Below are 20,227 nucleotides of genomic sequence, written 5' to 3' on the forward strand. Positions count from 1 at the left end.
GCCTGCGTGGACTCCGACGCCGAGAACGTCTTCATCACGCTGACGGCGCGGGAGCTGAGCCCCGAGATCGCGATCGTCGCGCGCGCCTCCCAGGAGGACTCCGAGCGCAAGCTGTTCCGCGCGGGGGCGTCGCGCGTGATCTCGCCCTACAAGGCGTCCGGGGTCGAGATGGCGCGCCTGGCGCTGCATCCGCAGGTCTCGGGCGTGCGCGACGTCGCCGCCGAGTACCGGATGGAGGAGATCTTCGTGGCCGGCGGGTGCAGCGGCGTGGGGCAGACGATCGGCGACATCCGCGGTGGCGCGTACATCGTCGGGCTGCGCCAGGTGGACGGCGGCTTCCAGCCCCAGCCCCAGGCGGAGACCGTGTTGCGCGCCGGGGACGTCATCATGGCCATGGGAACCCCCCGCACCCTGGACCGCCTCGAAGCCCTCTTCGCCACCACGCACGCCGGAGCCCCACAGCCGTGACCCATCCCGTCGACGACCTCCGCGACGCCGTCGAGCGCGCGGCCGCCGCCGCCGCCGGCGCCGACGCGCCCGCGCCCAAGGGCCGGCCCACGCTCGAGCGCCCGCGCCAGGCCGAGCACGGCGACTACGCGACCAACGCCGCGATGCTCCTGGCCCCGGTCATGAAGGCCGCGCCGCGCGACGTGGCCGGGCGGCTGGCCGAGGAGCTGCGCAGCGGGCTCGGCGCCTCGCTGGAGCGCGTCGAGGTCGCCGGTCCTGGCTTCCTGAACCTCTTCTTGAGCGACGCCTGGTACGCCGACGCGCTGGGTCACGTCCTGGCGGCGGGCGACCGCTTCGGCGCCGGGTCGGCGCCCGTCTTCGAGAACATCGACGTCGAGTTCGTCAGCGCGAACCCGACCGGGCCGTTGCACGTCGGCCACGCGCGCAACGCCGCCTACGGCGACGCCCTCGCGCGGCTGTTCTCGTTCGTCGGCCACGACGTCACGCGCGAGTTCTACATCAACGACTACGGCTCCCAGGTCGCCAACTTCGGGCGCTCCGTGCAGGCGCGCGCCCGCGGCGAAGAGGTGCCCGAGGACGGCTACGTCGGCGACTACGTCACGACGCTAACGCTGGAGATCGGAGACGCGGCGACGCGTCCGGTCGAAGACGTCGGCGCCGAGGCCGTCGCGATGATGGTCGAGCGGGCGCGGGCGTCGCTGCACGCGTTCCGGGTCGAGTTCGACGTCTGGTTCAGCGAGCGCTCGCTGCACGAGGCCGGCGAGGACGGGACGTCGGGCGTGGAGCACGGCTTCGCGGTGCTCGAGGCCCAGGGCAACTCCTACCAGTCCGACGGGGCGCTGTGGCTGCGCACGACCGAGTTCGGCGACGACAAGGACCGCGTGCTGGAGCGCTCGTCCGGCGAGCACACCTACTTCGCCTCCGACATCGCCTACGCGCAGAACAAGCGTGAGCGCGGCTTCGATCGCATGGTGTACGTGTTGGGCGCCGATCATCACGGCTACATCAACCGCATGCGCGCCGCCTACCAGGCGCTCGGCGACGATCCGCAGGCGCTGGACCTGCTGATCATGCAGTTCGTGCACCTCGTCCGCGCGGGCGAGAAGGTCTCGATGAGCAAGCGCGCCGGCGAGTTCGTCACGCTGGACGAGCTGGTCGAAGAGATCGGGGTCGACGCGGCGCGCTGGTTCCTGCTCAACCGGTCCCACGACACGACGATCGAGGTCGACCTCGAGCTCGCCCAGAGCGAGTCGTCCGAGAACCCCGTGTACTACGTGCAGTACGCGCACGCGCGGATCGCGGCGGTGCTGCGCAAGGCCGGCGAGGAGCGCGTCGACGCGGCGCTGGCGGCGGCGGGGGCGGCCGGGTTCGGCGCGGGCCTGTCGCTGCATCCCAGCGAGCGCGCGCTGATCTCCAAGCTGCTGGCCTGGCCGCAGGAGGCCGTCGAGGCCGCCGACCGGCGCGCGGTGCACCGCATCGCGACCTACGCGCTGGAGCTGGCCCAGGCGTTCACCGCGTTCTACCGCGACTGCCAGGTCGTGGGCGCCGAGCCCGAGGAGCTGGAGTCGCTGCGGATCGCGCTGTCGGTCGCCGCGCAGCGGACGATCGCCCGGGCGCTGGACCTGCTCGGCGTGAGCGCGCCGAGCGAGATGTAGCGTTCGTCGTACGTGATCCTCGCCGCCGCCAACACCGTCGACACGACCGTCTTCGCCGCCTTCGCGGTGGGGTTCGTGTCGTTCATCTCCCCGTGCGTGCTGCCGCTCGTTCCGGGCTACCTGTCGGCGATCTCGGGCGTGACGATCGAGGAGATGCGCGGCCAGGAGCGCCAGGTCGGCAAGGTGGTGGGTCCGGCGATCATCTTCTGCCTGTCGTTCACGGTGATGTTCGTGGCGCTGGGCATGTCGGCGACGGGGATCGGCTCGACGCTGCACGACCACCAGGACACGCTGAACCGGATCGCGGGCTGGCTGATCGTGGTGCTCGGCACGTTCTTCGTGGCCACGCTGTTCGTGCCGCGCTTCAACCGCGAGTGGCGGCCGGAGGCGCTGATCGTGCGCGCGGGCGCGGGCGGGCCGGTCATCGCCGGACTGGCCTTCGCGGTCGCGTGGACGCCGTGCGTCGGGCCGACGCTGGCCTCGATCCTGGCGGCCGCCTCGACCTCGGACACGGTCGGCAAGGGCGGCCTGCTGCTCGCGTTCTACTCGCTCGGGCTGGCGGTGCCGTTCCTGCTGACCGCGGTCGCGTTCGACCGGGCGACCACGGCGTTTCGCTGGATGCGGGACCGGCACGTGCTCGTGACCGCGGTGTCGGGCGCGGTGCTGATCGTGATGGGGCTGCTGATCGTCAGCGGGGAGCTGACGACGCTCAACGCCAAGGCGCAGCAGGGGCTGTCGAACCTGGGACTGGACTTCTTGTACAACTTGTAGGCGCCGCGGTGGCGCCTACACGTCGTAGCGGGCGAGGTCCTCGTTGAGGCGGTCGTTGTCGGCGGCGCTGAGCGCGGGGCCCGCGGGGGCCGCCGAGCCCGCGCCGTCGCCGCGGTTGCGCCAGCGGGGGAGGAAGACGGCGAGCGCGACGAGCGCCGCGAGCACGAGGGCGATCGGCACGAGGAAGGCGGCGAGGCCGAAGCCCTCGCTCCTGGGCATCGCGAGCACGCGGTCGGTGTAGGTCGCGACGAGCTCGCTCTTGACCTGGTCCTTGGTCAGTCCGCGCGCGACCAGCCGGCGGATGAAGGCGCGCTCGCGATCGGCCTGCGGGGACTCGGCGATGCCGAGCGGGACTCCGCAGGCCACGCACATGACCTCGTCCTCGATGTCGGTGACCGAGGCGCGGGGGGTGGCGGCGAGGGCCTGCGTCGTGGTGAGCGCGGTGGCGGCCGTCAGGGCGAGCAGCGCGGCCAGGATGGCGAGCGCACGCCTCACGACGCGCTGCCCGCGCGCTGCGCCTTGGCCAGCGCCTGGTCGAGGAACTTCTGACTGATCTGGCCGCGCGAGATCGCGACGACGCGGCCCTGGCGATCGAGCACGAACGTCTCCGGGAGCTTGTTGGTGCCGTACTTGCGGGCGAGGTCGGTGCCGAGGTCGCGCACCGACGGGTACGTGATCCTGCGGCTGCGCTCGAAGCCCTTGGAGTCCTCGGCGGCGTCCTCGTAGGTGGCGCCGAGCACGGTGCCTGCGTGGGCGGAGGTCAGCTCGCTCTGGGCCCGCTGCAGCACCGGCGCCTCGTCCTTGCACGGCTCACACCACGACGCCCAGAAGTTCAGCACCACGACCCGCCCCTTGTAGTCGGCGAGCGACGTGTCGCCGGAGCCGTCCAGCATCGGCCGCTTCAGCGTGGCGCCCGGGGCCGTCGGCAGCTTGCCGGCCTTGACCGCGTCGTCGAGCGAGGTGTTGTCGCCACCGTGGACGACGCCGTAGACCAGCAGGCCGACCAGCGCGGCGGCGAGCACGCCGACGACCGCGGGGACGACGGGACGGCGCCGCGGCGCGCCGGCCTCGGCATCGGCGTCGTCGGGCGCGGCGCCCCTGGGCACTTCGGCGTCGGCGGAGGACACACCCACAGGGTAGAGAGCCAACCTCCTCGAGCGTCGGTAGACTCGTTCTCCCGCGCGGGTGTAGCTCAGTTGGTAGAGCGTTGGCTTCCCAAGCCAAAGGTCGCGGGTTCGACCCCCGTCGCCCGCTTGATCGGAGAGGCCGCTGACCGAGCGGCCTTTCGTGGTTTTCGGGTGTCGCGAGCGGAGTGGTGGAGGGCGTCGGGTACCACGCGCGGGTACCAATGGTCGCGAGGTGTGTGGCACGGACCGTCGTGTGAGCTGGTCCCCGGCCCTTCTCTCCGCCCTCGACTTGGCGCGTTGCCACTCCGTGCGGGAAAGGTTGTCGCGGGTGGGCAGTCGACCGGCGCATGAACTCCGCTCCGTGGCTCTTGAGCTTCAGATGCCGACAGCCACCCCCGCACGCCGCGCCCGTGCGCCGTCGACGCCGCCAGCCCGACGCGGCCGCCCGAACGGGTATCTTGGGCCGTGGATCGACGACGAACAGAGAAGGGGGGCGAACGACGTGGCCGGCTCCGGTGAGCACATCAAGGCGCTGGTACGAAGCCACGCCTCGGGGGACGACGACTCCTTCTACGCCGTCGCCGCTCAGATCGCGGCCCAGGCCGCCCGCAAGGGCCACAACCGCCTGGCCAGTGACATCAAGCAGACGATCGACGCCTCCAAGCGCGAGCCCGTCGCACGGACCGTCACCGCGATCGCCCAGCCTCGCGGCGACCTCGCGGAGCTGGTCACCGCGACCTTCCCGAACGTCGGGTTGCGGGACCTCGTCGCCCCACCGCACCTGCTCGACCAGGTGCGGCAGGTGCTGAGCGAACAGCGCCAGCGCGCAGCTCTGATCGATCGCGGCTTCACGCCGGCGCACCGGCTGCTCCTCGAAGGACCGCCGGGCACCGGCAAGACGATGACCGCCGCGGTCTTGGCGCATGAGCTGTCAGTGCCGCTGCTCACCGTCCGTCTGGACAGCCTCATGAGCAAGTTCATGGGCGAGACCGCCAGCAAGCTGCGGATCGTGTTCGACGCCGTCGCCGAGCAGCGCGCCGTCTTCCTCTTCGACGAGTTCGATGCGTTGGGTGCTGACCGCTCCGGCAACGACGTGGGCGAGGCGCGTCGGATCCTCAACTCCTTCCTCGTGTTCCTGGAGCAGGCGGGTCCGGAGAGCATCGTCGTGGCGGCCACGAACCACCGCTCGATCCTCGATCGGGCGCTGTTCCGGCGGTTCGACATGGTCATCACCTACAACCTGCCCGACCCCGCCGAAGCCGCCGCCGTAGTCAGGCACCGGCTCGGCCCGATGGGCAAGGGATTGCGCTGGCCGGCCCTCGCACCCGAGGCGGAAGGGCTGAGCCACGCGGACCTCGTCAAGGGAGCAGAGGCCGCGGGCAAGCGAGCGCTCATGCGTGGTGAGGAGCGCGTGAACTCCGACGATCTCAGCGTCGCGCTGAAGGCACGCAGGACCGCGAGCGTTGGCTAGCGGCGAGGGGCCGCTCCCGCACCTTCTGGTGCGTGGGGCTGTCGAGCGGCGCGACTTCACCCGCCGGGGCCGCGGCGACCCGAAGATCCGTGAGGTGGAGCACCGCGCTCACGGCGCGGCCCGTAAGGGCGAGCTGACGGCGACCTTCGACGCGGTTGACGTCGATCGCGACACCGCCCGCGAGTCGTTGCTGGAGGAGCTCCAAGCGCTCGGGGTCTTCATCGTCCTCGAGGGCGCGCAGGCCGGATTCCCGCTGAAACTGGAGTCGCTTGAGTCGTGGTCGAGGCACACCAAGCAACCGAAGCGGCCAAGGTGGTTGCTGCAGTCGGTGCTGCCGGCGGACGAGAGCCATCCTGAGCGTGCCACCGTCTGGGTCAGCGACGCCTACCGTGGAGCGTTCCTCCGCCTCTTCGAGGACTATCTGGAAAAGACCCGCGCGGACACCGGCGAGCCTTACAACCGCGGGTTGGTCGCCAACATCGCCCGCATCCGCAGAGCGGTGCTGGACGACCTGTGGCAGTCCGACGGAGCGCCACCCCTGAAGGGCCGCCGGTGGTGGGAGCTGTGGCTGGCACCAGCCGATGACGCCGTCGCGCTGCTGAGAGCCTTCGCTGCCGATCGGCCGGTGCGGGTCGCCGATCGGGTGCTGCGCCTCGGCGATCGGACGGTCGCCTGGGTTCAGGCCGAATGGGAGGATCTCGAGGTCCTCCCGTTCACCGCGGTGCCGCTAGCCGAGATCCGTGAGCCGGAGTTCGTCGACACCGTTGAGGACCTTCCGCGCGAGCAGCAGGATGAGCTCACCGAGGATCTCGGAGCACGCATCACGGCCGCCGACGCGACAGCGCCCGCCGTCTGTCAGCTCGATACGGGCGTTCGACGCTCGCACATCCTGCTGCGGGATTCGCTGGCGGCGTCCGACGTGCACAGCCTGTTCGGCGCGGCGGGCGATCCGGTCAACAACCATGGAACGCTCATGGCGGGCCTCGCGCTTCTCGGCCCGCTGGACGACGAGCTGCTGAGCACCCGCAGCGTTACGCTCCGTCACCGTCTGGAGTCGGTGCAGATCCTGCCCGACCGCGGCACCAACGACCCGCTGGCCTACGGGTTGGCGACGGCGCAGGCCGTCGCGCTCCCCGAGGCCACCGTCGGCCGCTCGCGCGTGTTCTGCATGCCGGTCACCGCCCCGCCGGAGCGGATCGGCGAGCCGTCGCTGTGGTCGGCGTCGATCGACGCGCTGGCGGCCGGCGTGGACATCGCTCGTGCCGACGACGGCATCGAACTGCTCGGACCGCCCGATCCCCGGGCGACGCGCCTCTTCTTCATCTCGGCCGGCAACGTTGAGCCCGCCGAGTTCGCCGCCGACTACCGCTCCGTCTCCGACCTCGCGCCGGTCGAGGATCCTGCTCACGCGTGGAACGCGTTGACCGTGGGTGCGTCCACCGAGCTCGTGACGCCACCGACGCACCCCGACTTCGCCAGTTGGACGGCCGTCGCCGAGGCTGGCGACATCTCGCCTCACAGCCGAACTTCGCTGCGGTTCAGCGCTCGCCAGTGGCCGATCAAGCCCGACATCTGCATGGAGGGTGGCAACCTCCTCACCGACGGCGCGGGCGGCTATGACCCTCATCCGCTGCTCTCCCTCCGCACCACCGATTCGCTCGACGATCGGGCCGTCGCATCGGCCTTCGCGACCAGCGCCGCCACAGCTCAGGCGGCCCGGCTCGGCGCACTCGCCCAAGCTCAGTACCCCGCCTACTGGCCAGAGAGCATCCGAGGTCTCTTGGTGCATGGTGCTGAGTGGACACCGGTGATGCGGGAGCAGCTCGACCAGGCGCCGGGCAAGACCGGTCGCTTGGCCATGTTGCGTCGCTACGGGTGGGGCGTCCCGACCGAGGACGCGGTGCTCAACTCGTCCCGCGCCGCCGTGACGATGGTCTCCCAGGACGAATTCGTCGCGTTCTCCGGCAAGGAGTTCAAGCTCCGCAACTTTCGTCTCCATCGGCTGCCGTGGCCCACCGAGACGCTACGTGACCTCGGGGCGGGACTCGTGACCATGCGGGTCACCTTGTCGTACTTCATCGAGCCGACCGCGTCCCGGCGGGGCTGGCGTCGCCGCTACGCCTACGCCTCGCATGGTCTCCGATTCGAGCTGAAAACACCGACCGAGAACGTCGACGACTTCGTGCGGCGCATCAACGGCGAGGCGCAGGCCGAGGAGGACGGCACGGTGCCGCGCACGTCCGGCTCCGATCGCTGGCTGGTCGGGTCCAACCAGCGCAACACCGGGTCCCTGCATCAGGACATCTGGGACGGTGTGGCCGCCGATCTGGCGTCCTCGGGTGTCCTTGCCGTCCACGCCGTCGGCGGCTGGTGGAAGAACAACCCGCGCACCCCGCCGGACCGCATCGACAGGCCCGTGCGCTATTCGCTGATCGTTTCGCTGAGGACCGCTGAGCAAGGCGTCGACCTCTACACCCCGATCGAGATCGCGAACGAGCAACTGGTGCCGATCGGCATCTCGGCCACGTAGCGAGGCCGCTGGGCCGCCCCATCGGCACGGGCTTCCGATCAAGCCCTGCAGCGACGACGGAGCGCGGAGCCATCGAGGAAGCCGCCGGTCTCGCCCGGGGAGACGAGGTCGTCCTCGCCTGTCCACGCACCCCGGAGCGCCAAGCCCTCTACCCGCGTGGCCGTGCGACCCCGTCGCGGGCTCGACCACCCACACACACACCAGCGGGCGCGGATTTGTGACATCAGTCGTGCATGCAGGTGCGACGTCACGCACCCAGCGCCGCCCGGCAACGGCTTGTGCCTTCACGTCTTCGCGACGTCGCCAACACTCGTCGCGATCAGCTTGAGTCAGCGGGTCTGGTCTTTCAGCTCCGGACGAGACGTAAACTCCATTTGACGAATATACGTAAAGTCGTCTACCGTCGTAGACGTGCTCTTCGCCACCCCCAAGCTGTCACGCGACCTAGAACGTCGCCTCGAGGTCCTTGACCAGCTCCGCGCGAGCCTCGGCGCGCGCGTCGGCACGCCGACGCCCTGGATCGGCAAGCTGGGCCGCCAGGTCCGCGCGGAGTCGGCCGAGAGCTCGATCGCGATCGAGGGCTTCGAGGTCCCCGAGGCCGAAATCGTCGATCTCGTTGCCGGCCGGACGGCGCCCGACCCCGAAGACGCAAATCGCATGGCGCTCACGTCCTACGCCCGCGCGATGGAGCACGTCGCCGTCATGGCCGGCGACCCAGGCTTCCGCTGGTACGACCGCGTCCTCCTGGACCTGCACTTCGACGCCTGCTCCTTCCAGCGCGACAAGCGCCCCGGCCGCTGGCGCGACCATCCGATCGGCGTCACCAGCCTCACCGGCAACGGCATGGCCTACGTCGCGCCCGACGAGAAGGCCGTGCCCAAGCTCATGGGCGAGGTGGTGGCCTGGCTGCAGAAGGGCGACCTCGACGTCCACCAGGTCGTCCGCGCCGCCATGGCCCACCTCCACGTCGTGTCGGTGCATCCGTTCAGCGATGGCAACGGGCGCCTCTCCCGGGTCGTGCAGTCGCTCGTTCTCGCACGCGACGGCATGCTCGCGCCGGAGTTCGGCTCCATCGAGGAGCACCTCAGCCAGAACACCCCTACCTACTACTCGGTGCTCGAGGAGGTGCAGGGCGGCAGCTACCAGCCCGACCGCGACGCGACGCCCTGGATCGACTTCTGCGTCGCCGCGCATTTCGGGCAGGTCAACCGGCGGATGGAGCAGCTCGAGACGGCCGCGCGCCGCTGGCAGTTCCTGGAGGAGTTGGCGGGCGCGCGCGGCTGGCCCGATCGCCTCGTCATCGCCCTCGAGCAGAGCCTGTTCGGCGGGGCCGAGCGCGCCGCCTACGCCGCCCAGGCCGACATCTCCTTGCCGACCGCCAGCGGCGACCTCCGCCGCCTCGTCGACGCCGGCCTCGTCACCCAACAGGGCCGAACTCGCAGCACGCGGTACATGGCGACCGATCTCCTTCACCAGCAGCTCCGCCGGGCGCTCGCCGGCTACGCCGGCGTCGCTGAGGCGGGCCACGCCTGAGCTCCAGCTGGTTTCGGGACGGCGGTCACGCACCCCACGGACCTGGAGCACGTCGACGTGGCCGGCTTGCGCGCGCTGCGCGGACAAGACGGCGCGCCGCTCCTGATTTCTGCTGAGTCCGAGCCCGATCCGCCGCCTTGTCGGCCTGCTTGGGTGGGATACTGATGCGTCCGTGTAGGTGATCTCGTGAGCCCCGCGCCCGGCCATCACAACATGTACGAGTACGGCGAGGACAGCGGCCTCGTCGATCGCGTCGCGCCATTCCTCGCCGAGGGCTTGGCCGCGCACGAGGCGGTCGTCCTCGTCGTCGACCCGCGCAAGCGCGCGCTGCTCGACGAGGCGCTCGGCGCGCTCGCGGGCCAGGTCGACTACGTCGACCGCGACACCTACTACACGCGCCCCGAGGACGCCCTCGCCGGGTACGACGCCCAGGTCCGCCGGTACCTGCGCGATGGGGCGCGGCGGGTCCGGGTCTTCGGCGAGCTGCCCCTCTGCCGCACCCAGGAGCAGAGCGATACGTGGATCCGCTACGAGGCGCTGCTGAACCCGGCGTTCGCACACCACCCGGTGACGATCGTGTGCGGGCTGGACGTGCGCGAACAGCCCCTCTCGGTGCTTGAAGGATCGTGGCAGACGCACCCGCGCACGATGAACAGCCGGTGGTCGGACAACGGCCACTACCATCGTCCCGAGGACATCGTGCGGGCTCATACGCCGGCCCCGGAGGACGTGGTCGGCCTCAGGGCCGTGCCTGCCGACCTCGACGCCCGGGCGCTGAGCCTGCTCCTGCGGGCCGAGATGGCGGCGGCGAAGGTCGCCGACTCCCAAGCCGAGAAGATGATCGTCGCGGCGGGCGAGGTGCTCGCCAACGCGCGCCACTACGGCGGCGGGGCCCGCGGGCTAAGGATCGGCCGGGTCGGCGAGCGCTTCGTCTGCGAGATCTCCGACCACGGGCCCGGGCTCGACGACCCGCTGGCCGGCTACCTGCCACCGGGATCGGGGCACGCCCGCGGGACCGGCCTCTGGGTCGCCCGCCAGATGACCCGGCGCCTCGACATGGTGAGCACGGAGCGCGGCCTCACGACGCGGCTCTGGGTCTGAGCAGCCGGCCAAGCGCTTGCCACCGAGCCACGCCCTTCCTCGTCGTGCAAGACGCTCTCCACGCGAGGATGATCACGGCGTGACATCGACGCTCCGTCGCTGGCTGAGCGCCGCGCTCGCGAGTGCGGCGCTGGTCGCCGCCGTCAGCGCGGTGATCGCGCTCCTGGAGCCGCGCGTCCCGGCCCTGGGCCTGGGCGTGCTCTACCTCTTGGCAGTCCTCCCGATCGCGCTCGTCTACGGCTCGGCGGCCGCCGCCGCGGTGTCGGTGACGAGCGTGGTGGCGTTCACCTACTTCTTCCTGCCGCCCCGGTACAGCTTGGATCCCGGCACGTCGGACCGCTGGTCGGTGCTTCTGGCGTTCCTGGTGGCGGCACTGGCGGTCAGTGAGCTCGCCGCGCGCTCCGAGCGCGAGGCGCGCCGATCGGCGCGCCTCGCAGACCAGCAGGCCCGGCTGGCCGAGGAGCAGGCGGCGTTGCGGCGCGTCGCGACGCTGGCCGCGCATGGGACGTCGCCGGAGAGGCTGTTCGCCGCGGTGGTCGAGGAGGTCGGGCGGGTGTTTCCCGCCGAGCACGCGGCCCTCGCTCGCTACGAGTCCGGCGCCACGATGACGACCGTCGCGATCTCGGAGGGCTTGGCTGCCAGCTTCCCCGTCGGCAGTCGGTGGCCGCTCGGCGGAAAGAGCGTCAGCACGGTGGTCTTCGAGACCGGCCGTTCGGCTCGGATCGACAACTATGGCGCTGCATCCGGGCGGCTCGGGGTCGCCATTCGCGAGCGGGGCCTCAGCTCAGCGGTCGGGGCGCCGATCGTCGTCGAGGGCCGCGTCTGGGGCGTGATGACCCTGGCCTCGACCGAGCACCCGCTGCCGGACGACACCGAGGCGCGTCTTGCGTCCTTCGCGGAGCTGGTGGCGACGGCGATCGCCAACGCCGAAGCGCGGACGGAGGTGGCGGCGTCGCGGGCGCGGATCGTGGCCGCGACCGACGACGAGCGCCGGCGCGTGGTTCGCGATCTGCATGACGGCGCCCAGCAGCGACTGGTGCACACGATCGTGACGCTCAAGCTGGCACAGCACGCCGTGCAGAACGAGGAGGACGACCTGCCCGCCCTGCTGACCGAGGCGCTCGACAACGCCGAGCAGGCGACGGCCGAGCTGCGAGCACTCGCGCACGGCATCCTCCCAACCGTCCTCACCCGGGGTGGGTTGCGCGCGGCAGTGGATGCGCTGGCTTCGCGGATGCCGGTGCCGATCGAGACCGACGTCACCGTGGGTCGGCTGCCGGCCGCGGTCGAGGCGACCGCCTACTTCGTCGTCGCCGAAGCGCTCAGCAACGTCGCCAAACACGCTCACGCCCGACACGCCGAGGTCGCGGCGCGCATCGAGGACGGCACCGTTCAAGTCCAGATACGCGACGACGGCGTCGGCGGCGCCCTGCCCGACGGCGGCGGCAGTGGCCTGATCGGAATGGCCGACCGGCTCGCCGCCCTCGACGGCGAGCTCCGGGTCGACAGCCCGGCCGACAGCGGCACCCTGGTTGCAGCCGCCATCCCCCTCCGTCGGTAGGCCGCGGCCCCTGGCTGGTCAGCCTCGGCGGGGCGACCTGCGTTTGGCCGTTGGAACGCAACGGCAGGCGCGGGCGCAGCTCAGCGGCCGGCGGAAACGGTGAACCTAACCACCTAACCACCCTGCATCGAAGCCGGGGCACCCCGGGGCCGACACCGTGCCGGCGATCGTGCACGTCGCGCTCGCCGCTTCGGCGGTTGCCGGTACCGGCGTATCCGTGCGGAACAGGATGCCGCCGCTCGCGGGCAGTGAGACCGGGATCGTCGCTACGCCGGGTCCAGAGCTCGACGGCGTCACGGTCGACCACGCCCCGGACGAGCTCAGCACTTCGGGGAGCGCGCTCGCGTAGCCGAGCTGCACGCCTGTCGAGACGGAGCTCGTGTCGTCGCGGTTGGTGACCAACGTGTACACGTGACCACTGCCGTCAGTGGCGTCGAAGACCCCCACTGTCAGCTTGGATTTTGTGTTACTGATGCGCACCCGCGCACCGGGCGGCCGTCGTGTCATGCCCGGCGAATCGAGCGATCCGGTTTGGAACGTATAACGGTTGCGTGCGTTGAGCAGCTGCTTGCCGATGGTCTGCAGCTGGGCGTTGTTCTGCGACACCCAGTCGTAGTGCGAAGTGCGTTCCCCGTCGTAGCCGATGAGCGCATGGTCCGCGTACGATCCCGTCGCGGTGTTCTTGGACGAGTCGCTCCAGTAGAAGTAGTTGCCTACGCCCTGGGCGCCGTAGGCAAGCATCTGCATGCCCGGCTTCAGGAGCTCCTGCGGCGTCAGCGGCTGCGGGAGGCTGCCGTCCCCGCCGACGTGGATCGCCTGGCGGAACGGGACGTTGTGCGCCGTGGCGGCCTTGCGCGCCGCGACCAGGTTGTCGTAGGAGGTCGGTTCGCGGTAGTTGTCGTAGTCGAGCGCCGTGACAGACGTCTGCGTCAGGAAGGCATCCAAGTAGCTGTCGTACTTGCCGCCGAGGTCATTGGAGCTCGCGTAGTTGGGAAGCGCGTTGACGAACCCGTAATGGCCGGGATCGTTTGACTGTAGGTACTGCACGACCCCTCCTACGCCTGCGAGTTGCGGGTACGACGGCTCGTCTCTGACGTAGTAGCCGGCCAGCGCTGGATATCCGGCGTAGTCGCTGATGACGCCGGCGAGTCCGCTGAGGTCTCCGCTGAGTGCCTTCTCGATCCGGGCGTCGCCGACGATCACCTGGATGCCGTTTGCCGCGGCGGCGTCCAGTACGCGGCGCGTTGCGGCGACGTCCGTTTGCGCCTGAGTCCCGTACCACTGCGCCGTCATGCCAACGCCGGGTTCGCATGGTGGAAGCAGCAGATTGGCGCCGGCGCCTTTGTACTCGGCGACGCGCGCGTTCGCCTGGGTGGAGTCAGTCACCATCCTGGTCGGCGGCCCGCACCAGAAATAGATCGGCATCTCTCCGGACGGCGCCCAGGCGGCTCGCGCCGCCTGCGGCGCGCACAGCACCATCGCCGCGCACAGCACCGGCAGCGCACGCCGGACGACTCGTGGACAGCTACGGCCTGGCGACTGACGTCGATGCACAGAAGACCCCAAACTCAAGTGAGTGGCACGCGGCGATGCGTGGCCCAACGGTTTCTCGTCCGCGCCCGCACTGATCTGGCGGCTCGCGGGTTCTACGTCGGTGGCGATCGCAGCCTCGTTGCCCGATGCAACGTTCCGGATCGTGGCGGACACGACCTGTCGAGAAGCGCCGGGAGCGCCGAGGCCGTCCCTCGGAAGTCGAGGTCCTGCGGCATCGGACGCCGAGGCTACCCCGAGCCCGGCCGGCAAAGAAGTTGTGAGACATCTCGTACTCCTTGGGTGTCAGCGGGACCCGGACATCGCGGCGGCACGTGGCTCGCCGAGGCTCCGGACCTTCCTCGTCCGAAGCTTCCAGGCAGAGCGCCACCGAGCGCGTCGGCCGGGTGGCCAGTCCGGGGTCGTCCCGACGACCGGCGCACGCACGTGCGGGGTCGTCCGACGGTCGGCCGCTCGCTACGGTGCGCCGGGCTGCGGGGTCTCGACCTGCCGTTGCGCGAAGACCTTCTTGACGACGTACAGCGCGTTGAGCACGCGCGGGAACCCGGTGTAGGGGATCAGGTGGATGAGGCTCTCGACGATCTCGGTGCTCGTCAGTCCGGCGGTCAGGCCGGTGTTGACGTGCAGCTCGATCTCGCGCTCGGTTCCCTGCGTCACGAGCGACGCGATGGTGACGAGGACGCGCTGCTGGTTCGTCAAGCCAGGCCTCGAGTAGATCTCCCCGTAGCCGAACTCGACGATGTACCGGCCAACGTCCGGAGCGATGTCCTTGAGGTCGTCGGCGAGCTTCTGGTGCGTGGCAGCGCCGCTGCTGTCGTGCAGCGTGTACTCGCTCAGCTTGCTCACGCCTCGTTCGTGGGCAGAGACGTGGGGCCGGTCTTCCATCGTCGGACCAGTGTCCCGGCGAACCGCATCACAGGAAGCTGCCCGACCGGACCGTCTCGGCTGACCTCGTGGGCCACGCGGAAACCCGCGCGACCCATCTAGTAGCCGAGCGTCTTGTGTGAGATCCGCTCGCAGCCGCGCACCTTGTAGCCCCTCCTGGCGTGCCGGCTGATGTACAGCAGGTCGTTGCCGGGCCCGCAGTCGACGGTCCCGCGGCCGAAGTGGGTCTTGATCTCGTCGTTGCCCGCGCCGGCGTCGATGACGTTGGAGCCATGGCTGCCGTAGATGATGTCGTTGCCGGCGCCGCCGTAGAGGTGGTCGACCTGGTTCGCCGGCTGCCCGGACGGCTTGTAGTCGCCCCAGATGACGTCCCCCCACGGACCGGCGTGGATGGTGTCGCTGCCGTGGCCGCCCAGCAGCTCGTTGTGCCCGGGCTGCGATGACATGACAAAGCCGTACTGCCATGGCCTGACCGAGCCGGGCTGCGCCGGCATGGCCGCGGCCTCGAAGTGCGGTACGAACCGACGGTGGCACGCGCCTCGCACGTGGACCGCGTCGCAGGAGTAGCGGCTGTCCGTCCCGCCAAACGGATCCTGACCGGGGCGCGCGTCGAGCGGGCGCGTGCTGTCGGTCTTGTTCATGAGCAGAACGCCGTCGATGGTCGGCCAGCCCTCGTGGCTGGTGTTGGCGACGGCGACCCCGGCGGCGACGGCGACCAGCAGGCACGCGGACGACAGCGATCGGAAGAGGACGCGCATAGCCGGACACTGAGTCACGTGACGGTTGCGGTGAGCTGTCCCAAGGCGCGGTTTTGAACTGGGCGAGCGCTTGCTCGCCACCCCGAGGTCGAGCTCGTCGACATCCCACTCGATGGCCAACCCAGCGCGGCGCCGCCCGAGCCGCAGACGCGTCACGGAAGCGTCAGGGCGGCGGTGATCGCTGCGATCGCGAGGACCGCGAGCAGCCCTGCTGCCGGGCGATGAGGGTCATGCCTCGCCGAGCCCGGCGGCGTGCCCGCTGCCGCTCAGCGTGTTCCGGCGTCGGCGGCGTCAGGCCACGCGGCCGCGCCGACCACACCGTCGCCGCCCTCGGGCTTGGGGCCGCCGACCGCGATGAGGTCGAGTCCGTCGGGGCCTGCCTCGAAGGCCCGAACGACTTCGGGCGCGACGCGCACGACGTCCCACTGGCGAAGCTCGATCACCTCGTCGTCCAGGAGCACCCGCCCACCTCCGCCGACCACGACGTAGGCCTCCTCTTGTTCGCGATGGCTGTGGGCGAACGGGCTGCGCAGGTTCGGGTCGTAGCGAAAGCGACTGACGCCCAGATCGCGTGAGTCCAGATGGCGACGGCCGAACCGCCCGTCGATTCCGGGTGCCCGCTCGCCCACGGAGTCCTCGACGTCCAACAGATTCACCTTGGCAAAGCGCGACATTGGATGCTCCTCTGAAAGGTCGGTGATCGTGCTGGTCGCAACCCTACGTTGCGCGCCCCCGAAGAGACGCGTGTCAGGGCTCTCTATGCCGTGCCCACGAGGACGTAGCCCATCGCCGCGCCCTGGTTCCAGCCGAAGCGGGGCTTGGCCGTCATGCAAGCCGAGCCCTGGGTGAGGACGACGAGTTCCAGGACGTAGCTGCCCGGGGCAACCGTGTAGGGGTCGGCGGGCGCGTTCGGGTTGCTCCCAGCCAGCAGCAGCCCTCCGGTGTCCAGAGGGCTGACGCTCTGCGCAACGAGCCGCCCGTCCCACGCCGCGACCGAGACGGCCAGCGTGGTCGTGTTCCCGGCGTCGCGGAGTCGTAGCCACAGCCCCGCTTCGGTGTTGCCCGATTGCTCGTTGGCGATCGAGCCGTGCGCATGCGTCCAGACGCGCGAAGGCTCGGTGACGGTGAGCGGCGTGGACCCGACGACGACGTCCTGGCCGCACGCGATGTCGTTGACGTTCGGGACCTGCCGGCTGGCGGCGGCGTTGAGTCCACGATCTCCCTTGTCGCCCTTGGGACCTTGCGGCCCGGTCGTCCCGGCGGCACCCGTGAGACCGGTCGGACCCCGGCGCCCGGCGGCGTCGAGCCGCGCGCGCACTGAGCGCGCCAGGTCGGTCGTGCCGACGGCACCGGTGCGAATCTTGGTGCTCGTGACGGCGTTGCGCTTGAGCTGCGGGGATCCGACGCTGTTGCGCGGGATCGAGATCGCCGCGTATGAGACCCCGGACGTCGCGATGATCAGAGCAAGGGTCGCGGTGACGTTGGCGTAGGTGATGTGACGCGCCATGGTGTGCCGACCGTACCCGCTCTGAGGACCGGTGCCTAGACGCGTCGAGAGCGGCTGACCGCTTTGGAGTGCGCTGGCGGGGAAGCATCGCGGCGCGAACGAACACGGTCAGGCCCGGTCTGGTACGCAGACGAGGACGTCGCCGCGACGATCGAAGCGGGCCGCATGCAGCCCGTGGCGGCCTGACTCGGCCGGCCCCGACCGCACGGCGCGACGAGGCGCCGCAGGGGTCACGGTCCGACAATCTCCGGCGCGGCGAGGTTGGCGGATAATTCTCCGCGTGGACGCGGCACGACATGGCCGGCTTGGTCTCAGTGGCTCCGCTCGCGTCGCGGTACCGCTCCTCGTCGTCCTGCTGAGCGTGGCGGCCTTCATCGTGACGACGCGCGCGGTCGGCGAGGAGCGCGGGAACGCGGCGCACCGCCGGGCCGAGGTCCAGGCACTGGAGGTCCAGGGGCAGCTCGAACGCGCCCGTGCGTTCGCCATCGGGCTCGGCAACGCGCTGCAGGGCGAGCGCGTGCCGAACGGCCGGCGCTTCGCGGCACTGGAGGGAAGCGCCACGACGACCGTCGGGCTCACCGCCGCCATGTGGGTCGAGCGCGTGACCCACCGGGCGCGCCGTGACTACGAACGCCGCATCCGGGCGCCGATCACCCGGCCGCCCGGACAGCGGGTCGCCGGGCCGGCGGCGACGTACCTGCCGGCGACGTACGTGACGGGTGTCGCGGTGCGCCCGGGCGCCGACATGGCGCGCGTGCCTGCGCTCGCGGCGACGCTGCGGAACCCGACGTCCATCTTCGCCGGCACGGCGACGCCGGTCGCCTCGCTTGCCGGGCAGCGCGGGTTCTTCATGGTTCAGGGGGCACAGTACGGTCATGGCCCCGGAAGCCAGGGCTTCCTCGTCGTGTTCGTGCCCGCGGACTGGCTGAGCGTGTCCCTGGACCTGAATCCGCACCGCACGGCGATCATGCTGGACGGCCGGCCGCTCAACGGCGCGCTGGCTGCCGCCCCGGCCGCCGGCCAGAGCTTCGAGTCGCTGACGCGGCGGTGGCGGGTCGACGTGGCCCGGGAGCCCGCCACCGCGCTGCAGGCGACGCTGCCGTGGCTCGCGGTCGCCTGGCCGCCGGCGACCGCGCTCCTCGTCTACCTGCTGGGCCGCGGGTTGCTGCGGCGGCGCCGCGCCGAACGGCAGGTGGACGACATCTTCGACCTGTCGCCCGACCTGCTCTGCGTCGCGGGTCTCGACGGGTACTTCAAGCGCGTGAACCCGGCGTTCGAGCAGACGCTCGGCTATGAGGCCGCCGAGCTTCTGTCACGCCCGTCTCTCGAGTTCGTCCATCCGGAGGACCGCGAGCGGACCGCCACGACGGTCCAGGCGCTGAGCGACGGACGGCAGATCGGGGAGTTCGAGAACCGCTACATCCGGGCCGACGGCGCCGTGCGCTGGCTGCAGTGGAACACGCGGACGATGCCCGACAACGGCCTGATGTACGCCGCGGCGCGCGACGTCACCGAGAACCGGATGCTCACCCACGAGCAGGCCGCGCTGCGGCGCGTCGCCACCCTGGTCGCCCAGGGCCACGACGCCGGCGAGCTGTTCGACGCCGTCGCGGTGGAAGTCGGCCAGCTGCTCAGCGCCGACGCCACGCGCCTGCTGCGCTACGACGAGGACGGGACCGCCTCCGTCGTGGGAAGCTACGGCGCCTCGGATGCCGAGATCGGCGTCGGATCGCACGTGAGCGTCGACCGTGGCCAGCTCTGGGAGCGCGTCGCGCAGAGCCGGCGCGCCGAGTGCACCGATCACCTCCGGGAGGGGTCGGACGCCCTCGCCAAGAGCCTGCGCGACGTCGGCATGGCTGCCGCGGTCGCCGTGCCGATCGTCGTCTCCGGGCGCCCGTGGGGCGCGATCGTGGCCGCCTGGACGCATCCGGACATGGCCGGCGGCGACACGGAGATCCGCATGGCGCAGTTCACGGAGCTGGTGGCGACCGCCGTCGCGAATGCCGAGAGCGGCGCCGAGCTGGCCGCCTCCCGCCGGCGGATCGTGGCGACGTACGACGAGGCGCGCCGGCGGATCGAGCGCGACCTGCACGACGGCGCGCAGCAGCGCCTGGTCAGCACGGTGGTGGTGCTGGAGCTGGTGCGAAAGCAGCTCGGCGACGCAAACGGGCCGCTGGCCGAGCTGGCGGAGGAGGCGCTCGAGAACGCCCGGCGCGCGATGGACGAGGTGCGCGAGATCGCGCGCGGCATCCATCCGAGGATCCTCTCGTCCGGTGGCCTCGGGCCGGCGCTCAGGACGCTCGCTCGCCGCTCCGTCGTCCCCGTGACCGTCGACATGCAGACCGACGCCCGGTGGCCCGAGAACGTCGAGATGACCGCCTACTACGTCGCCTCCGAGGCACTGACGAACGCGGTCAAGCACGCGCACGCCTCGGAGGTGCGCATCACGGCCGACGTGGATGATCGATCGATCATGCTCACCATCCGCGACGACGGTGTCGGCGGTGCCGATCCCACCCGGGGGTCCGGCCTCATCGGTCTCCATGACCGCGTCGCAGCGCTGGGCGGAGACCTCGCGGTTCACGGGGAACCCGGTGCCGGTACGGTCTTGACCGCTCAGATTCCCATCGCGGCGCCGTCCGGGTCAGACCCGGAGCCTAACGACCCCAGATCCGCCGGTAGTTCGCGCGATAGCCGCTCGGCGGATCGAAGACCACGCCGTCCGGCACATCCGCGCGGGTGATCAGTCGCGGTGGAGCGATGTAGCCGGACGGGGGCTGCCCCACACGGGCGCGGTTCAGCTCATCGACGATCTGCCAGCCCTGCAGGTACAGCGGCTCGGCGACCGACGCCGTCTGATGATTCCCCGCGCGGATCCGCTCGAAATCCGATGCATCGCCGTCACCCGCCCCGATCGCGAACGGCGGATCGTCCCCGCGCCTGCCCGCGTTCACGAAGGCCGCGAGCGCCCCGCCGATGTAGATGCCGTTGATCGCCAGCATGTAGCGGAACCGCGGCCCGAAGCGGGGCAGGAGCGACGACACGACGGCCGGCATCTGCTGCTGGGCAAGGCCGATCGGCGAGTTGACGACGTCGACCACCGCGCAGCGACGGCACCTTCTGATCTCCGCCGCCATCACGTCCGCCTTGTAGGCGGCGATCGGGTACCTGCGGTCCGTGAAGATCACCACCTGCGCCGTCCCGTCGGAGTGGTCGATCGCGTAGGCCGCGGCCAGGCGCGCCACCGACGCGGGGTCCGTCGACACGTTGGTGAACAGGCCGGCCGGCCGATCCGGGCCCGGCCGCGTG

17 protein-coding genes and 1 tRNA gene are annotated in these 20,227 nt (G+C 70.9%); 10 read left to right on the forward strand and 8 right to left on the reverse strand.

Features of this window, described 5'->3' with window-relative positions:
* From VK501_RS14695 to VK501_RS14705, 3 genes are all read left to right on the forward strand, one after another.
* Positions 1–468 (forward strand): potassium channel family protein (locus VK501_RS14695; RefSeq protein WP_324338550.1); only part of this gene is annotated, 468 nt, incomplete at its 5' end.
* Positions 465–2,123, forward strand: a complete 1,659-nt coding sequence (argS, locus tag VK501_RS14700; protein ID WP_324338552.1) for an arginine--tRNA ligase — start codon at positions 465–467, stop codon at positions 2,121–2,123. The genes VK501_RS14695 and argS, both read left to right, overlap by 4 nt.
* A 12-nt stretch (positions 2,124–2,135) precedes the next feature.
* Positions 2,136–2,894, forward strand: a complete 759-nt coding sequence (locus VK501_RS14705; protein WP_324338554.1) for a cytochrome c biogenesis CcdA family protein — start codon at positions 2,136–2,138, stop codon at positions 2,892–2,894.
* A 15-nt stretch (positions 2,895–2,909) separates the two neighbouring features.
* Here VK501_RS14705 and VK501_RS14710 read toward each other — a convergent pair whose 3' ends face one another.
* Together VK501_RS14710 and VK501_RS14715 are read right to left on the reverse strand one after the other, a co-directional pair.
* Positions 2,910–3,389: a cytochrome c-type biogenesis protein gene (locus tag VK501_RS14710; protein WP_324338556.1), complete on the reverse strand. Its 480-nt coding sequence runs from the start codon at positions 3,387–3,389 to the stop codon at positions 2,910–2,912.
* Entirely contained in the window at positions 3,386–4,021 is a 636-nt protein-coding gene (locus VK501_RS14715; RefSeq protein WP_324338558.1) for a TlpA family protein disulfide reductase, read from the reverse strand. The genes VK501_RS14710 and VK501_RS14715 overlap by 4 nt, the downstream gene beginning before the upstream one ends.
* A 54-nt stretch (positions 4,022–4,075) precedes the next feature.
* Here VK501_RS14715 and VK501_RS14720 point away from each other — a divergent pair.
* The 6 genes from VK501_RS14720 to VK501_RS14745 all read left to right on the forward strand — a co-directional run bounded on the left by VK501_RS14720 (position 4,076) and on the right by VK501_RS14745 (position 12,217).
* Positions 4,076–4,148: transfer RNA gene (locus VK501_RS14720), tRNA-Gly, on the forward strand.
* Positions 4,149–4,523: 375 nt separating this feature from the next.
* On the forward strand, positions 4,524–5,492 hold the full coding sequence (locus tag VK501_RS14725) for an ATP-binding protein (protein ID WP_349261022.1): 969 nt from the start codon (positions 4,524–4,526) through the stop codon (positions 5,490–5,492).
* 94 nt (positions 5,493–5,586) lie between these two features.
* Positions 5,587–8,022, forward strand: coding sequence for a S8 family peptidase (locus VK501_RS14730; protein ID WP_324338562.1), 2,436 nt, complete (start codon positions 5,587–5,589; stop codon positions 8,020–8,022).
* A gap of 411 nt (positions 8,023–8,433) precedes the next feature.
* Positions 8,434–9,555, forward strand: a complete 1,122-nt coding sequence (locus VK501_RS14735; RefSeq protein ID WP_324338563.1) for a Fic family protein — start codon at positions 8,434–8,436, stop codon at positions 9,553–9,555.
* A 186-nt stretch (positions 9,556–9,741) separates the two neighbouring features.
* A complete protein-coding gene (locus tag VK501_RS14740; RefSeq protein WP_324338565.1) occupies positions 9,742–10,656 on the forward strand; it encodes a sensor histidine kinase in 915 nt (304 codons plus the stop codon).
* A 79-nt stretch (positions 10,657–10,735) separates the two neighbouring features.
* Positions 10,736–12,217, forward strand: coding sequence for a GAF domain-containing sensor histidine kinase (locus VK501_RS14745; protein ID WP_324338566.1), 1,482 nt, complete (start codon positions 10,736–10,738; stop codon positions 12,215–12,217).
* Between the two features lie 105 nt (positions 12,218–12,322).
* Here the strand turns inward: VK501_RS14745 and VK501_RS14750 are convergent, their stop codons facing one another.
* From VK501_RS14750 to VK501_RS14770, 5 genes are all read right to left on the reverse strand, one after another.
* Positions 12,323–13,924 (reverse strand): hypothetical protein, encoded by a 1,602-nt coding sequence (locus tag VK501_RS14750; protein WP_324338568.1) that lies wholly within the window; start codon positions 13,922–13,924, stop codon positions 12,323–12,325.
* Positions 13,925–14,224: 300 nt separating this feature from the next.
* Complete coding sequence (locus tag VK501_RS14755) at positions 14,225–14,653, reverse strand: carboxymuconolactone decarboxylase family protein (RefSeq protein WP_349261021.1); 429 nt, start codon at positions 14,651–14,653, stop codon at positions 14,225–14,227.
* A gap of 98 nt (positions 14,654–14,751) precedes the next feature.
* Positions 14,752–15,411, reverse strand: coding sequence for a calcium-binding protein (locus VK501_RS14760; RefSeq protein WP_324338572.1), 660 nt, complete (start codon positions 15,409–15,411; stop codon positions 14,752–14,754).
* A gap of 266 nt (positions 15,412–15,677) precedes the next feature.
* On the reverse strand, positions 15,678–16,085 hold the full coding sequence (locus VK501_RS14765) for a hypothetical protein (protein ID WP_324338573.1): 408 nt from the start codon (positions 16,083–16,085) through the stop codon (positions 15,678–15,680).
* An 83-nt stretch (positions 16,086–16,168) separates the two neighbouring features.
* Positions 16,169–16,918: a collagen-like protein gene (locus VK501_RS14770; RefSeq protein ID WP_324338574.1), complete on the reverse strand. Its 750-nt coding sequence runs from the start codon at positions 16,916–16,918 to the stop codon at positions 16,169–16,171.
* A gap of 361 nt (positions 16,919–17,279) precedes the next feature.
* On the opposite strand from VK501_RS14770, the gene VK501_RS14775 reads away from it, so the two are divergent.
* Positions 17,280–19,661 (forward strand): PAS domain S-box protein, encoded by a 2,382-nt coding sequence (locus VK501_RS14775; protein WP_324338576.1) that lies wholly within the window; start codon positions 17,280–17,282, stop codon positions 19,659–19,661.
* Here the strand turns inward: VK501_RS14775 and VK501_RS14780 are convergent.
* The coding region (locus VK501_RS14780) for a substrate-binding domain-containing protein (RefSeq protein ID WP_324338577.1) at positions 19,576–20,227 on the reverse strand (652 nt) is incomplete at its 5' end. The genes VK501_RS14775 and VK501_RS14780 overlap by 86 nt on opposite strands.

Origin of the sequence: Baekduia sp., assembly GCF_035318805.1 — a bacterium.
Taxonomy (GTDB): Bacteria; Actinomycetota; Thermoleophilia; order Solirubrobacterales; family Solirubrobacteraceae; genus Baekduia.